Raw genomic sequence first — 16012 nt, 5'->3', positions numbered from 1 at the left:
ACTCGATGCTGGACGGAGCAGCGCGCGTCGCCGACCTGATGTCGGCCGTCGCGGAGCAGGGGATGCCCGCCATCGCGATCACCGACCACGGCAACAACTTCGGCGCGTTCGACTTCTGGAGCAAGGCGCGCGACGCCGGCGTGAAGCCGATCATCGGCACCGAGGCCTACCTGACGCCGGGCACCCATCGCACCGACAAGACGCGAGTGCGCTGGGGCAACGGCGGCGGAGACGATGTCTCCGGCTCGGGCGCCTACACGCACATGACGCTGCTGGCCGAGAACACCGCCGGCATGCACAACCTGTTCCGGCTCTCCAGCCTCGCCTCGATCGAGGGCTACTACTTCAAGCCCCGCATGGACCGCGAACTGCTGCAGACCTACGGCAAGGGCCTGATCGCGACCACCGGATGCCCGAGCGGCGAGGTGCAGACGAGGCTGCGGCTCGGCCAGTATCGCGAGGCGGTCGCGGCGGCCGCCGAGTTCCGCGACATCTTCGGCAAGGAGAACTACTTCGCCGAGATCATGGATCACGGCCTCGGGATCGAGAAGCGCATCATGTCGGATCTGATCCGGCTCTCGAAAGATCTCGGTCTCCCGCTCGTCGCCACCAACGACCTGCACTACACGCACCCGCACGACTCGGGGGCGCACGCGGCGCTGCTGTGCGTGCAGTCGGGTTCGACCCTCGACGACCCGAACCGCTTCAAGTTCGACGCCGACGAGTTCTATCTGAAGACGCCGGCGCAGATGCGGCAGCTCTTCCGCGACTATCCGGAGGCGTGCGACAACACACTGCTGATCGCCGAGCGCTGCGAGGTCGAGTTCAACACCTCGGCGAACTTCATGCCGCGCTTCCCGGTCCCCGAGGGGCACACCGAGGACTCCTGGTTCACCGCCGAGGTCGAGAAGGGCCTGCACTATCGCTACCCGGCGGGCATCCCCGACGCGGTGCGCAAGCAGGCCGACTACGAGGTCGGCGTCATCCTCCAGATGGGCTTCCCCGGCTACTTCCTGGTCGTCGCCGACTTCATCAACTGGGCGAAGGAGAACGGCATCCGCGTCGGCCCCGGCCGTGGCTCCGGTGCCGGATCGATGGCCGCCTACGCGATGCGGATCACCGATCTCGACCCGCTGATGCACGGACTGATCTTCGAGCGGTTCCTGAACCCGGACCGCGTCTCGATGCCCGACTTCGATGTCGACTTCGACGAGCGTCGTCGCGGCGAGGTCATCCGCTACGTCACCGAGAAGTACGGCGACGAGCGCGTCGCCCAGATCGTCACCTACGGCACCATCAAGGCCAAGCAGGCGCTCAAGGACTCCAGCCGTGTGCTCGGCTTCCCGTTCGGCATGGGGGAGAAGCTCACCAAGGCGATGCCCGCGGCCGTCATGGGCAAGGACATCCCGCTGTCCGGCATCTACGACAAGAACCACGAGCGCTACAAGGAGGCCGGCGACATCCGCGCCGTGATCGACTCCGATCCGGATGCGCGACGCGTGTTCGAGACGGCGCGCGGCCTCGAGGGTCTGAAGCGGCAGTGGGGCGTGCACGCGGCCGGCGTCATCATGTCGAGCGAACCGCTCATCGACATCATCCCGATCATGAAGCGGGAGCAGGACGGCCAGATCGTCACCCAGTTCGACTACCCGGCCGCCGAGGCGCTCGGGCTGATCAAGATGGACTTCCTGGGGCTTCGCAACCTCACGATCATCGACGACGCCCTCGACAACATCGAGGCGAACCGCGGCTTCCGGCCGGTGCTCGAAGAGCTGGAGCTCGACGACCGCGCCGCCTACGAGCTGCTCGGGCGCGGCGACACGCTCGGCGTCTTCCAGCTCGACGGCGGACCGATGCGGTCGCTGCTGCGCCTGATGAAGCCGGACAACTTCGAAGACATCTCGGCCGTCATCGCGCTCTACCGGCCCGGCCCCATGGGGGCGAACTCGCACACCAACTACGCGCTGCGCAAGAACGGCCAGCAGGAGATCACTCCGATCCACCCGGAGCTCGCCGCACCGCTCGCCGACATCCTCGACGCCAGCTACGGACTGATCATCTACCAGGAGCAGGTCATGGCGATCGCGCAGCGCGTCGCCGGCTTCTCCCTCGGTCAGGCCGACATCCTGCGACGCGCGATGGGCAAGAAGAAGAAGTCCGAGCTCGACAAGCAGTACGAGGGCTTCAGCGCCGGCATGATCGCGAACGGCTACTCGCCGGCCGCCATCAAGACGCTCTGGGACATCCTGCTGCCGTTCTCCGACTACGCCTTCAACAAGGCGCACTCGGCCGCGTACGGCGTCTTGAGCTACTGGACCGCCTATCTGAAGGCGCACTACCCGGCCGAGTACATGGCGGCGCTGCTCACGAGCGTCGGCGACGCCCGCGACAAGCTCGCGATCTACCTCAACGAGTGCCGCCGCATGAAGATCAACGTGCTGGCGCCCGACGTCAACGAGTCGATCGGATACTTCGCGGCCGTCGGCGACGACATCCGCTTCGGCATGGGCGCGGTGCGCAATGTCGGCTTCGGCGTCGTCGAGCACATCAAGGCCGCGCGCGAGCGCGAGGGGGCGTTCGCGAGCTTCCACGACTTCCTGCGCAAGATCCCGCTCGCCGCCGCGAACAAGCGCACGGTCGAGTCGCTCATCAAGGCCGGGGCATTCGACTCGCTCGGATCGACGAGACGCGCGCTGATCGAGATCCACGAGTCGGCCGTCGAGCAGGCGGTCAGCGAGAAGCGGGCCGCCGCCAACGGGCAGGTCGGCTTCGACTTCGACAGCCTGTGGGACGAGCCCGAGCACGCGGTGCAGGCGGTGCCCGAGCGGCCCGAGTGGACCAAGCGCGACAAGCTCGCGTTCGAGCGCGAGATGCTGGGGCTCTACGTGAGCGACCACCCGCTCGCCGGTCTCGAGAACCAGCTCGCCCGCCACGCCAGCACGACGATCGCGGAGCTCCTCGACGCCGACGCGCCGATGGACGGCGAGACGGTGACGGTCGCCGGACTCGTGACGAGCGTTCAGCACCGCACCGCCCGCAACTCGGGCAACCAGTACGGCATCATCCAGCTCGAGGACTTCAGCGGCGAGATCACGGTCATGTTCCTGGGCAAGACGTATCAGGAGTTCTCTCCCGCCCTCGTCGGCGACTCGATCGTCGTCGTGCGCGGTCGCGTGAGCGTGCGCGATGACGGCATGAACCTGCACGCCGTCTCGCTGTTCCAGCCCGAGATCGGGCAGAGCCTCGGCTCCGGCCCGCTCGTCATCTCCGTGCCGGAGACGCGGGCGACCACCGAGGTCGTCTCGAAGCTCAACGACGTGCTGATCCGGCACGCCGGCGACAACGAGGTGCGGCTGCGCCTGGTGCGCGGCGACAACGCGCGCATGTTCGAGATCCCGTACCCGGTCACGGTCACGGCCGACCTGTACGGCGAGCTCAAGGGACTGCTCGGACCCAACTGCGTCGTCTGACAAGGCGACTAGCATGGTCGAGCCATGATTCAGACCCTCGACCTCCGCGGTCGCCACCCCTCCCGTGCCGAACTCGCCGACCTCGTCCCGCGTGCGCGCGTCGACGTCGCCGTCGCGAGCGAGGCCGCCGCAGCGCTCATCTCCGATGTCCGGGACCGCGGTGAGGCGGCGCTGCGCGAGCAGGCCAGCCGTTTCGACCGCGCGGAGCCGGACAGCATCCGCGTCGACCCGGCGCGGATCACCGCCGCCGTCGTCGCGCTCGACCCGGCCGTCCGCGCCGCGATCGAGGAGGCCATCGCGCGCGTGCGCGTCGCCAGCCAGGCGCAGGTGCCCGCCGCCGCGGTGACGGCGCTCGGTCCGGGGGCCGAGGTCATCCAGCGCTGGCAGCCGGTGACCCGTGTCGGGCTCTACGTTCCCGGCGGCAAGGCCGTCTACCCCTCGAGCGTGGTCATGAACGTCGTGCCCGCGCAGGTGGCGGGTGTGCGCTCGGTCGTGGTCGCGTCGCCGCCGCAGGCCGAGTTCAACGGCGAGGTGCACCCCGTCATCCTGGGCGCGTGCGGACTCCTCGGCGTCGAAGAGGTCTACGCGATGGGCGGCGCCGGTGCGATCGGCGCCTTCGCCTACGGCGTCGCCGATGTCGCGCTCGACCCGGTGGATCTGATCACCGGACCGGGCAACGTCTACGTGGCCGCCGCCAAGCGCCTCGTGCGCGGGGTCGTCGGCATCGACTCCGAGGCGGGCCCCACCGAGATCCTGATCATCGCGGACGAGCACGCGGATGCGCGCCTCGTCGCCGCCGACCTGATCAGCCAGGCCGAGCACGACGAGATCGCCGCCGCCGTGCTGGTCACCGACTCGGAGGAGCTCGCCGACCGCGTGCGGGCCGAGCTCGCCGCGCAGGCCCCGTCCACGCGTCACGCCGAGCGCGTCGCGGAGGCCCTCGCCGGGCCCCAGTCGGCGATCGTCCTGGTCGACGACCTCTCGGCCGCGGCCGCCGTCAGCAACGCCTACGGTCCCGAGCACCTCGAGATCCACACCGCGAGCCTCGGCGAGACCCTCGATTCGATCACCAACGCCGGAGCCATCTTCCTGGGCGCGGATTCCCCGGTGAGCCTGGGGGACTACCTGGCCGGGTCGAACCACGTGCTGCCGACGGGCGGCCAGTCGCGCTTCTCGGCGGGCCTGGGCGCCTCGACGTTCCTGCGGTCGCAGCAGATCATCCGCTACACGCACGAGGGCCTTCAGGAGGTGGCGCCGCTGATCCGCAACCTCAGCGACGCCGAGCACCTGCCCGCGCACGGCGACGCCGTCGACGCGCGCTTCGCCGAGTAGCCGAGGAGCACACGTGGCGGTGAACAAGACCGGAGTGACGGATGTCGACCCGAGGGAGTTCATCGCCTCGCTCGACCACCCGCGCCAGCGCGCCGAATCGGAGCTGCTTCTCGAGTTGATGGCGGAAGTGACGGGCGAGCCGCCGCGGATGTGGGGCCCCACCATGGTCGGCTTCGGCGCCGTGCACTACCGCTACGAGTCGGGCCACGAGGGCGATGCCTTCGTCATCGGCTTCGCTCCGCGCCGCGGAAAGTTCGCTCTGTACGGCTTCACCGAGTGGGACGGGGCCAGCGACCTGCTCGCTCGGCTCGGCAAGCACCAGCAGACCGTGTCCTGCGTCTACGTGAACAAGCTGGACGACGTCGACCGTGAGGTCCTCCGCGAGGCGGTGCAGGCCGCGTGGTCGGCGAACGGAGGCTGGAGCGGAGTGGCTCCCAGCTAAGGCTGGGCGCGGGGCTTATCCTTGCCGCACCATGTTCTGCCCTTTCTGCCGTCACCCCGACAGTCGCGTCATCGACTCCCGCACGAGCGATGACGGGCTCGCGATCCGCCGCCGTCGGCAGTGCCCGGAGTGCGGCGGTCGGTTCACGACGACCGAGACGGCGAGCCTGAGCGTGGTCAAGCGCAGCGGCATCATCGAGCCGTTCAGCCGCGACAAGATCGTCGTGGGCGTGCGCAAGGCGTGCCAGGGTCGCCCGGTCACCGACGCGCAGCTCGCCCTGCTGGCCCAGACGGTCGAGGAGACGATCCGTGCGACGGGTGTCTCGCAGGTCGATGCGAACGACATCGGGCTGGCGACGCTTCCGCCGCTGCGCGAGCTCGACGAGGTCGCCTACCTGCGGTTCGCGAGCGTCTACCAGGCCTTCGACTCGCTCGACGACTTCGAGACGGCGATCACGCTGCTGCGCGTCGAGCGCGCCAGCTCCCAGCAGCCGGACGGCACGCCGGCCGACGGCGCCGCGAGCGCGTCGGCGGGCACCGAACAGCGATAACCTGAGAGCGGTATGTACCGCACTCTCTTCCGCGTTGTTCTCGCGCGCCTCGACCCCGAATTCGCCCACCACCTCGCCTTCGTGGTGATCCGCGCGCTGCCCTTCGTGGGGCTCGGCGCGCTGCTGTCGCGCACCGGTCCCCGCGACCCGCGTCTGCGCGTGCAGACGCTGGGACTCGAGTTCGATACGCCGTTCGGACTCGCCGCCGGCTTCGACAAGGACGCCCGCGGGATCCGCGGTCTGGGCCAGCTCGGATTCGGCCACGTCGAGGTCGGCACCCTCACCGCGCACGCGCAGCCCGGCAACCCGAAGCCGCGCCTGTTCCGTCTCATTCCCGACCGCGCCGTCATCAACCGGATGGGCTTCAACAACGGCGGGGCGGCGGCCGCCGCGCCCCGGCTCGATCGCGAACGGCGTCGCCGGCGCCGTCCGGTGATCGGCGTCAACATCGGCAAGTCGCGCATCGTCGAGGTGGAGAACGCGACGGCCGACTACCTGGAGAGCACGCGCATCCTCGCGCCGCGCGCCGACTATCTCGTCGTGAACGTCAGCTCACCGAACACGCCCGGTCTTCGCGGGCTGCAGGAGCTGGATCAGCTCGCGCCGCTTCTCACCGAGGTGCGCTCGGCCGCGGGGGAGACCCCGGTGCTGGTGAAGATCGCGCCCGACGTGACCGACGAGCAGGCTCGCCGCATCGCCGAGCTGAGCGTCGAACTCGACCTGGCCGGGGTGATCGCGACCAACACGACCCTCTCGCGTGAGGGCCTCGTCGCCGATCCGGCGCGCATCACCGAGATCGGCGCGGGTGGACTCTCCGGCGCACCGCTCGCGGCGCGCTCGCTCGAGGTGCTGCGCATCGTGCGGGCGGCGCTCCCGGCGGACCGCTGCCTCATCTCGGTCGGCGGCGTCGAGACCGGTCGCGACGTTCGCGAACGACTCGACGCGGGCGCGACGCTGGTGCAGGGCTACACCGGATTCCTCTACCGCGGCCCGCTGTGGGCGCGGCAGATCACGCGTGAGCTGATCGCGACCTTCGACTGACGTCGCGCGATTGCTCGAGCCCTACTTGAGCTCGTCACCGCGCTTGACCTGCGGCTTCGGGAGGCGCAGCGGGCGCATCTGCAGGGCGCGCATGGCGGCGTACCAGCGGAAGCCCTTCTCGACCTTGCTCTCGCCGAACTTCTCGCCGAGACGCTTCTTGAGGCGCATGCCCATCAGCACGCTGTCGATGATGACCAGGAAGAAGAACGCCCACACGGCGAGGATGCCGTACTCGGCAACGCCCTCGTAGGGGATGAACGAGATCACCAGGAACAGGGCCACCAGCGGCAGCATGATCTCGCCCGCGCTGAACCGCGCATCGACGTAGTCGCGCACGAACTTCTTCTGCGGTCCCTTGTCGCGCGCGGGCAGGAAGCGCTCCTCGCCGTTGGCCATGCCGACGCGGGCGCGCTCGCGCTGGGCGTTGAGACGCTCGCGGCGCTCCTTGGAGGCGGCGCGGCGGTCGTTGGGCACGAGGGGACGCTTGCGAGCCGCTTCGCGCTCCGCACGCGTGGGCGTCGGGCGCCCCTTGCCGACGGCGAACTCGTCGTCGTCCTCTTGCGGGGTCTGCGGGGTCTTGGCCACGGGGGGGTTCCTTGCTCTCGGGGTCTGCTTAAGATTAGCCGCATGGCTTCCGACTCCTCCGCACCCGCCGCTTCGCCCGCCGACGCTCTGCGCGAGGCGGTGGATGCCGGCCTTCCGCGCGCGATCGCCGAGCTCTCCGATCTGGTGCGCATTCCCTCCGTCTCCTGGGACGGCTTCGATGCCGAGCACGTCCGACGCAGCGCGGCGCGGGTCGCCGAGCTGGCGCGCGAGACCGGCGTCTTCGATGAGGTCGACGTCTTCGATGCTCCGATTCCGGGAACCGACCGGCGGGGCAAGCCGGCCGTGCTCGCCACTCGGGCGGCGCGGAACGGCCGTCCGACGGTGATGCTCTACGCGCACCACGACGTGCAGCCCGAGGGCGACCCGGAGGTCTGGGACTCGGAGCCGTTCGAGCCGACCCTGCGCGGCGACCGCCTCTACGCCCGCGGCGCCGCCGATGACAAGGCCGGGGTGCTCAGTCACCTCGCGGCGATCCGCGCCCTCACCGCGGCGAGCGGCGCCGACCTCGACCTCGGTCTCGTGCTGTTCGTCGAGGGCGAGGAGGAGTTCGGCTCGCCCTCGTTCTCCACCTTCCTCGCCGAGCACCGGGACGCGCTCTCCGCCGACGTGATCATCGTCGCCGACTCGGGGAACTGGGATCTCGACACCCCGGCGCTCACCGTCGGACTGCGCGGCGCCGTCTTCTTCAACCTGACCGTGACGACCCTCGACCACGCCTCGCACTCGGGCATGTTCGGGGGAGCGGTGCCCGACGCGATGCTCGCGGCGATCCGCACGCTCGACTCGCTGTGGGACGAGAACGGCTCGGTCGCCGTGCCGGGGCTGCGCAGCCGCGAGGCCGCAACGCCCGACTACGACGAGGCGCGCCTGCGCACCGAGACCGGACTGCTCGAGGGCGCACAGCCGGTCGGCACCGGCACGATCCTGTCGCGCATTTGGGATCAGCCGTCGATCACGGTCACCGGAATCGACGCGCCGACGGTGCGCAACGCCTCGAACACGCTCGTTCCCTCGGTGCGGGTGCGCGTGAGCGCCCGGGTCGCGCCGGGCCAGAGCGTGGCGGAGGCGCGCGAGGCGCTCATCGCGCATCTGCAGGCGAACGCCGCGTTCGGCGCGAAGCTCGAGTTCGGAGAGATCGAGGGCGGCGAGCCGTTCCTCGTCGACACCAGCGGCTGGGCGGTCGCCGATGCGCTCGAGGTGATGGAGGAGGCCTACGGGGTCGAGCCCGTGCAGATGGGCGTGGGCGGATCGATTCCGTTCATCGCCGAACTGGTGGAGGTGTTCCCGGAGGCGCAGATCCTGGTGACCGGCGTCGAGGATCCGGACTCGCGCGCGCACAGCCCCAATGAGTCGCTGCACATGCCGACCTTCCGTCGCGCGATCCTGGCCGAGGCGCTGCTGCTCTCGCGCTTGGATCAGCGCTCGGCCAGCGACGCCGCGTAGAATGGCGCCCATGACCGACACGACGACCGCCGACACGACGACCGCTGCTGCGACGAATGACGCCGAGCCGTCGGCTCACGGCGTCGCCCTCACCGACGTGGCCGCCACCAAGGTGCGCGCCCTGCTCGAGCAGGAGGGTCGCGACGACCTGCGGCTGCGCGTGGCCGTTCAGCCCGGGGGCTGCTCGGGCCTGATCTACCAGCTCTACTTCGACGAGCGCCTGCTCGACGGCGACGCGACGCGCGACTTCGACGGCGTCGAGGTGGTCGTCGACAAGATGAGCGTGCCCTACCTCGACGGAGCCTCGATCGATTTCGAGGACTCGATCCAGAAGCAGGGCTTCACGATCGACAACCCCAACGCTTCGGGCAGCTGCGCCTGCGGAGACAGCTTCCACTGATCGGCTTTCGCGCGAAAGAAGCGCGATAAATGACGCGCCACGGGCCCCGGACGGAAAGTTCGGGGCCCGTCGCATTGCTAGGATGACTTCGAACATGCGTCGCAATTCCGAGAGGTTCCAGGTGCGCTCCCATCGCTCCCCGCGTCGGCTTGGCCGACCCCGTCTGGCCCGCTGGGCCGCACTGCCCATCGGGGGTGCCGCAATGCTGGTACTCGCCGGATGTACGCAGGAACAGGTCCAGGGCTTTCTGCCCGGCGGTCCTGATGTCACGAACCACACCGAGGGAATCATCAACCTCTGGGTGAACTCCTGGATCGTGCTCCTCGTCGTCGGTCTGATCACCTGGGCGCTCATCATCTGGGCGGCCGTGGCCTACCGTCGCCGCAAGGGGCAGACCGGCATGCCGGCGCAGCTGCGCTACAACATGCCGATCGAGATCTTCTTCACCGTCGTTCCGCTCATCCTCGTGCTCGGCTTCTTCGCCTTCACGGTGCGCGAGCAGGTCTCGATCGAGACCGACCCGGGCGACCCCGACGTTCAGATCGAGGTCTACGGCAAGCGCTGGGCCTGGGACTTCAACTACCTCGACGAGGACGTGTACTCGCCCGGAATCCAGGCGCAGGACCGCCTGAACCTGGACGGCAGCCTCGACGAGTCGCAGCTTCCGACGCTGTACCTGCCGGTCGGCCAGAAGGTGCAGCTCAACATCGAGTCGCGCGACGTCGCGCACTCCTTCTGGGTCATCGACTTCCTCTACAAGAAGGACATGATCCCGGCCAAGACGAACTACATGTACTTCGTCCCCGAGAAGGAGGGCACGTACGCCGGCAAGTGCGCCGAGCTCTGCGGTGAGTATCACGCCGACATGCTCTTCCAGGTGAAGGTCGTGTCGCAGGCCGAGTACGACGCGTATATCGAGTCGCTCCGCGATGCCGGCTTCGAGGGCCGCCTCGGGGCCGACCAGAACGTCAACCAGAACCTGCCGGGCACCGGCGGAACGAGCGAGGACGAGTCCTGATGAGCACCGCGACCGCAACTCCGACGTCGACGGTCGGCACGCCTTCTGCTGAGCGCAAGGGCAACGTCTTCGTCAAGTGGATCACCACCACGGACCACAAGACGATCGGGTACCTGTACCTGATCACCTCGTTCATCTACTTCCTGATCGGCGGCGTGCTCGCGCTCGTCATCCGCGCCGAGCTCTTCACGCCCGGCGTCGACCTGGTGCAGTCGAACGAGCAGTACAACCAGCTGTTCACCATGCACGGCACGATCATGCTGCTGATGTTCGCGACGCCGCTGTTCGCCGGCTTCGCCAACGTCGTGATGCCGCTGCAGATCGGCGCGCCCGACGTGGCGTTCCCGCGACTGAACGCGCTCGCGTACTGGTTCTACAGCTTCGGCTCGCTCATCGCGGTCGCCGGATTCTTCACCCCGCAGGGCGCGGCGGGCTTCGGTTGGACGGCGTACACGCCGCTGTCGAGCACGACCTTCAGCCCGGGTCTCGGCGGAAACCTCTGGGTCTTCGGTCTCGCGCTCAGCGGTTTCGGAACGATCCTCGGTGCCGTCAACTTCATCACCACGATCATCACGATGCGCGCCCCCGGCATGACGATGTTCCGGATGCCGATCTTCACCTGGAACACCCTCGTCACCTCGATCCTGGTGCTCCTCGCGTTCCCGGTTCTCGCGGCGGGGCTCTTCGCCCTCGGCGCCGACCGCGTCTTCGAGTCCCATCTGCTGGATCCCGCGAACGGCGGAACGATCCTCTGGCAGCACCTTTTCTGGTTCTTCGGACACCCCGAGGTGTACATCATCGCGCTGCCGTTCTTCGGCATCGTGAGTGAGGTCCTCCCGGTCTTCAGCCGCAAGCCGATCTTCGGCTACAAGACGCTCGTCTACGCGACGATCGCCATCGCGGCGCTGTCGGTCACCGTCTGGGCGCACCACATGTACGTCACCGGTTCGGTTCTTCTGCCCTGGTTCGCCCTGATGACGATGCTCATCGCGGTGCCGACGGGTGTGAAGATCTTCAACTGGGTCGGCACGATGTGGCGCGGCTCCGTGACCTACGAGACCCCGATGATCTGGGCGCTGGGCTTCCTCGTCACGTTCACGTTCGGTGGTCTGACGGGCGTGATCCTCGCGAGCCCGCCGCTCGACTTCCACGTCTCGGACTCCTACTTCGTTGTCGCGCACTTCCACTACGTCGTCTTCGGCACGGTCGTGTTCGCCATGTTCAGCGGCTTCTACTTCTGGTGGCCGAAGTGGACGGGCAAGATGCTCAACGAGCGCCTCGGCAAGATCCACTTCTGGCTGCTGTTCATCGGCTTCCACACGACCTTCCTCGTTCAGCACTGGCTTGGTGTTGAAGGTATGCCGCGTCGCTATGCGTCGTATCTGCCCGAGGATGGATTCACCTGGATGAACGAGGTCTCGACGATCGGCGCGTTCCTGCTCGCCGCGTCGGTGCTGCCGTTCGCCTACAACGTGTGGATCACGGCCCGCAAGGCGCCGAAGGTCACCGTCGACGACCCGTGGGGCAACTCGCGGTCGCTCGAGTGGGCGACCTCGTGCCCGCCGCCGCGCCACAACTTCACCTCGATCCCGCGCATCCGTTCGGAGTCGCCGGCGTTCGACCTGCACCACCCCGAGGTGGGTGTGGCTTTCGGTGTCGGACCGGGTAAGGATGCCCCCGACGCCCCGGTGATCGACGTTGCTGACGGGAAGGTCAAGTAACCCATGCGCGCCAATTACGCGATCTTCTGGCTGCTGAGCCTGTTCTTCGGCATCTCGGCGGTCATCTACGCCCTGTGGACGATGGCGGATGCCGCGGCTCCGCAGATCGTCGGCCCCGGCACGAACGCCGAGCTTGCCGCCCAGCCCGAGTGGGTGGGAACGGTGGCGCTCACCTTGTCGTCGATCCTGGCGACGTTCCTGGGCTTCTACGTGGGTCTTCTTCGCAAGTCGACGGGCGGCGAGCTGCCGGAAGACCGCGACGACGCTCTCATCGACGACGCCGACCCCGAGATGGGTCACTTCAGCCCGTGGAGCTGGTGGCCGCTGGTGCTGTCGGTTGGTGTGGCGATGGTGTTCCTCGGGCTTGCCGTGGGCGTCTGGATCGCTCTCATCGGCGGCCCGATCGCCGTGATCGGCATCGTCGGCTGGAACTACGAGTACTACCGCGGAAACTTCGCGCGCTAGGACCCCATGATCCGCGTCGCTGTCAACGAAGACCGCGAGTCCGTCTTTCGGCTCGTCGGTCAGCTGTCGCACGCCATTCCGCTGGAACGCGGCGCGTTCGACCAGACCTGGGATCGCTATTTCTCGGGTGAGGATCCGGTCATCCTGCTGGTCGCCGTCGGCGACGAGGGGGACGTCGAGGGCTACGCGCTGACGACCGTCGTGCCGCTGCTGTCCACCAACGGCCCGTCGGCCCAGCTGCAGGAGATCGTCGTCGACGAGCAGGCGCGGGGTCGCGACCACGGCACCGCGCTCGTGCGCGCCGTGGAGGCCGCCTGTGCCGAGCGGGGCGTCACCCAGCTCACGGTGGCGAGCCGGCGCGCGGGAGGCTTCTACGACCGTCTCGGCTTCCACGAGAGCGCCGAGTACATGCGGCGTTTCTTCTAGGCTCCAGCCGAGGCCTCGCAGGTCTTCGCCCTCCGGCGCAGTGAGCTCAGTGAGCTGGTCCGGGAAGCGGGTGCTCCGCTGACCTCAGCTGTGACCGCAGCCGTGATCTCGCAGTGCGTGCCGTCGAGGCCACGTGCAATTGGCGCGCCCGCGCCCGGGCGTCGCTGTCAACGGCCGCATGTCGCGCAGCAGCGACTCGGCGTCGCCGCTGCGCCAACGGGTCGCGCTGCCAGCGACCCGGGTCGCTGCACCCGGGGCGTGCCGGCGGAGCGCCGGGGGAGCGCCGGCGGAGGCGTGCGCACGCGGACGTCCGCGCCGGCGGCGAGACCGAGCCCCGCAGACGACAACGCCCGCGGCTCCGTGAGGAGCGCGCGGGCGTTGTTCGCGATGCGGATCAGTGGTGCTTCGAGGCCTCGATCTCGCTCTTCGAGACCGGCGCGATGCGGTCTTCGAAGAACCAGCGCGACACGGCGGCGCGAGCACGCTCGCTGACCGTGATCTTGCCGCGCTTGTTCGGGCGGAGCATGAGCGGCTGGTAGTCGTCGTAGCTGACGAGCTTCCAGCGCTCGTAATCGGAGAGCTGCTCGTGCACCTCGACGTACTCGCCGCCCGGCAGGCGGACGATTCGTCCCGACTCGAAGCCGTGCAGCGCGATCTCGCGATCCTTCTTCTGCAGTCCGAGGCAGATCCGCTTCGTCACGATGTACGCGACGATCGGGCCGAGGAACAGCAGAGCCTGCAGGGCGTAGGTGACCGACTCGATCGACATCTTGAAGTGCGTGGCGATGAGGTCGGAGCTCGCGGCGGCCCACATGACGGCGTAGAAGGTGACGCCGGCGGCGCCGATCGCGGTGCGGGTCGGCGCGTTGCGCGGACGCTGCGTGATGTGGTGCTCGCGCTTGTCGCCGGTCACCCAGGCCTCGAAGAACGGGTAGAGCATGACCACGACGATGAAGAGGGTCAGCACCAGCACCGGCGCGAGGATGTTGAGCGACAGCGTGAAGCCGAAGATCACGAACTCCCACCCCGGCGGCACGAGTCGCAGAGCGCCATCGGCGAAGCCGATGTACCAGTCGGGCTGCGTTCCCGCCGAGACGGGGGAGGGGTCGTAGGGACCGTAGTTCCAGATCGGGTTGATCGTCACGAGCGAGGCCGTGAGGGCGATCACGCCGAAGATGATGAAGAAGAACCCGGCGCCCTTGGCCGCGTACACGGGCATGATCGGCTCACCGACGACGTTGTCGTTGGTGCTGCCGGGGCGAGCGAACTGCGTGTGCTTGTTGACCACGACGAGGATCAGGTGCACGCCGAGGGCGGCAACCAGGATCGCCGGCAGGATCAGGATGTGCAGCACGTAGAGGCGACCGACGATGTCGAAGCCGGGGAACTCGCCGCCGAACAGCAGGTACGAGATCCAGGTTCCGACGATCGGGATTCCCTTGAGCAGGCCGTCGATGATGCGGAGGCCGTTGCCCGAGAGCAGGTCGTCGGGGAGCGAGTAGCCGGTGAAGCCCTCGCCCATCGCGAGGATGAAGAGCACGAAGCCGATCACCCAGTTGATCTCACGCGGCTTGCGGAACGCGCCGGTGAAGAACACGCGGAGCATGTGCAGGCCGATCGCGGCGACGAACAGCAGCGCAGCCCAGTGGTGGATCTGACGCATCAGAAGGCCACCGCGGATGTCGAAGCTGATGTCGAGCGTCGACGCCATGGCGGCCGACATCTCGAGGCCCTTGAGTGGAACGTACGAGCCGTCGTAGTGGACCTCGGCCATGGACGCCTGGAAGAAGAACGTCAGGAAGGTTCCCGAGATCAGGATCGTGACGAAGCTGTAGAGCGCGACCTGGCCGAGCTCGAACGACCAGTGGTCGGGGAAGACCTTGCGGCCGAACTCCTTGACGGCGCCCGAGATGCTGGTGCGCTCGTCGATGTAGTTCGCAGCCCAGTTGGTGAAGCGCATCCCGGTGCCGGGTGTCTGCGCCTCGCTCGTGGTCGCGGGGGATTCGGTCTGGACGGTCACAGCGAGCGCTCCCAGAAGCTCGGGCCAACGGGCTCGGTGAAGTCGCTGCGCGCGACCAGGTAGCCCTCGGCGTCAACGGTGATGGGCAGTTGCGGAAGCGCACGCTTGGCCGGGCCGAAGATGACCTCGGCTTCGCGCTTGATGTCGAACTGCGACTGGTGGCACGGGCACAGCAGGTGGTGGGTCTGCTGCTCGTAGAGCGCGACCGGGCAGCCGACGTGGGTGCAGATCTTCGAGTACGCGACGATGCCCTGGTAGTTCCAGTCCTCGCGACCCGTGGAGACCGTGAGGTCCTCAGGCTTGAGGCGCATGAGGAGCACGGCCGCCTTGGCCTTCTCCTCGAGCTTGTGCGAGGACTCGTTGAGGCCCTCGGGGATCACGTGGAAGGCGGAGCCGATGGTCACATCGGAGGCCTTGATCGGCGTGCCGTCGGGGTCGCGCGTCAGGCGCACGCCCTCGTCCCACATGGTGTGCTTGAACAGCTCGACCGGGTCCTCGTCCGGGGCCAGGCCGCGGAACAGCACCACGGCGGGCAGCGGGAAGATCGCCAGCGCGCCGATGAGGGAGTTGCGGATGAGCTTGCGGCGCGTGAAGCCGGACTCCTTGTTGCCGAGCTGGAAGATCTCGACCGCGCGGGCGCGCGTGTCATCGGTGCCGCGCACCGGGTGACGCTGCTCGACCGCGTGCTCGTTGGTCATGAGCGACTTCGCCCAGTGGATCGCACCGAAGCCGATGCCGAGCATCGACAGCGCGATGCCGAGGCCGATCAGCATGTTGCTGAGCTGCACCGAGGCGGGGTCGCCGGCCTCGAACGGGATGGCGATGTAGGCGACGATCGATCCGACCGCGCCGATCATCGAGGCGAAGAACAGGCCGGCGACGCGGCGCTCGTTCTGCTTCTCCTTCTCGGGCGAGAGGTCGGAGACACGCGGGCGGTGCGGCTCGAAGCCGGGGTTCTCCACGCGATCCGAGCTGACGACGGCAGTCCCGGAGGCCGCCGTGGGCGCCTCGTGCTTCTCGACAGCGGTGCCGGTATCGGCGCTGTCCTGCTCTGCCATGCGTTTCCCTTTCGTAGTGC

Annotated in this window: 14 protein-coding genes; 11 read left to right on the top strand and 3 right to left on the bottom strand. The window is 68.3% G+C overall.

All coding sequences use genetic code 11. The annotated features are described in order from the left end of the window. The first annotated feature begins 5 nt into the window (after positions 1-5). Genes dnaE through AC0L6Y_RS06550 form a run of 5 tightly spaced genes read left to right on the top strand, consistent with a single transcriptional unit; the run spans position 6 to position 6835 of the window. Entirely contained in the window at positions 6-3470 is a 3465-nt protein-coding gene (gene dnaE / locus AC0L6Y_RS06570) for a DNA polymerase III subunit alpha (RefSeq protein ID WP_473558330.1), read from the top strand. Positions 3471-3494: 24 nt separating this feature from the next. After that, complete coding sequence (gene hisD, locus AC0L6Y_RS06565) at positions 3495-4802, top strand: histidinol dehydrogenase (protein WP_473549762.1); 1308 nt, start codon at positions 3495-3497, stop codon at positions 4800-4802. Between the two features lie 13 nt (positions 4803-4815). Continuing rightward, positions 4816-5244: a DUF1801 domain-containing protein gene (locus AC0L6Y_RS06560; protein ID WP_473549759.1), complete on the top strand. Its 429-nt coding sequence runs from the start codon at positions 4816-4818 to the stop codon at positions 5242-5244. 31 nt (positions 5245-5275) lie between these two features. After that, positions 5276-5794, top strand: coding sequence for a transcriptional regulator NrdR (gene nrdR, locus AC0L6Y_RS06555; protein ID WP_473549757.1), 519 nt, complete (start codon positions 5276-5278; stop codon positions 5792-5794). Positions 5795-5806: 12 nt separating this feature from the next. Continuing rightward, positions 5807-6835, top strand: a complete 1029-nt coding sequence (locus AC0L6Y_RS06550) for a quinone-dependent dihydroorotate dehydrogenase (protein ID WP_473549753.1) — start codon at positions 5807-5809, stop codon at positions 6833-6835. A 21-nt stretch (positions 6836-6856) separates the two neighbouring features. Here the strand turns inward: AC0L6Y_RS06550 and AC0L6Y_RS06545 are convergent, their stop codons facing one another. Next, on the bottom strand, positions 6857-7420 hold the full coding sequence (locus tag AC0L6Y_RS06545) for a DUF3043 domain-containing protein (RefSeq protein ID WP_473549748.1): 564 nt from the start codon (positions 7418-7420) through the stop codon (positions 6857-6859). Between the two features lie 42 nt (positions 7421-7462). Between AC0L6Y_RS06545 and AC0L6Y_RS06540 the strand changes: the two genes are divergently transcribed. From AC0L6Y_RS06540 to AC0L6Y_RS06515, 6 genes are all read left to right on the top strand, one after another. Then, positions 7463-8884 (top strand): M20/M25/M40 family metallo-hydrolase, encoded by a 1422-nt coding sequence (locus AC0L6Y_RS06540; protein WP_473549745.1) that lies wholly within the window; start codon positions 7463-7465, stop codon positions 8882-8884. A gap of 10 nt (positions 8885-8894) precedes the next feature. Beyond that, positions 8895-9284, top strand: coding sequence for a HesB/IscA family protein (locus AC0L6Y_RS06535; protein WP_473549742.1), 390 nt, complete (start codon positions 8895-8897; stop codon positions 9282-9284). Between the two features lie 202 nt (positions 9285-9486). After that, entirely contained in the window at positions 9487-10302 is an 816-nt protein-coding gene (ctaC, locus tag AC0L6Y_RS06530) for an aa3-type cytochrome oxidase subunit II (RefSeq protein WP_473549738.1), read from the top strand. Next, positions 10302-12023 (top strand): aa3-type cytochrome oxidase subunit I, encoded by a 1722-nt coding sequence (gene ctaD / locus AC0L6Y_RS06525; protein ID WP_473549735.1) that lies wholly within the window; start codon positions 10302-10304, stop codon positions 12021-12023. The genes ctaC and ctaD overlap by 1 nt, the downstream gene beginning before the upstream one ends. Before the next feature lie 3 nt (positions 12024-12026). Further along, positions 12027-12488 (top strand): cytochrome c oxidase subunit 4, encoded by a 462-nt coding sequence (locus AC0L6Y_RS06520; protein WP_473549731.1) that lies wholly within the window; start codon positions 12027-12029, stop codon positions 12486-12488. Between the two features lie 6 nt (positions 12489-12494). Continuing rightward, positions 12495-12914, top strand: coding sequence for a GNAT family N-acetyltransferase (locus AC0L6Y_RS06515; protein WP_473549727.1), 420 nt, complete (start codon positions 12495-12497; stop codon positions 12912-12914). 394 nt (positions 12915-13308) lie between these two features. On the opposite strand, the gene qcrB is transcribed toward AC0L6Y_RS06515, so the two are convergent. Continuing rightward, positions 13309-14874, bottom strand: a complete 1566-nt coding sequence (gene qcrB, locus AC0L6Y_RS06510) for a cytochrome bc1 complex cytochrome b subunit (RefSeq protein ID WP_473558326.1) — start codon at positions 14872-14874, stop codon at positions 13309-13311. Between the two features lie 56 nt (positions 14875-14930). Continuing rightward, complete coding sequence (gene qcrA, locus AC0L6Y_RS06505) at positions 14931-15992, bottom strand: cytochrome bc1 complex Rieske iron-sulfur subunit (protein WP_473549723.1); 1062 nt, start codon at positions 15990-15992, stop codon at positions 14931-14933. Positions 15993-16012: the final 20 nt, after the last annotated feature.

This window comes from Pseudolysinimonas sp. 10J20-29, assembly GCF_055809595.1.
This window is presented reverse-complemented; position numbering and strand designations above follow the sequence as displayed.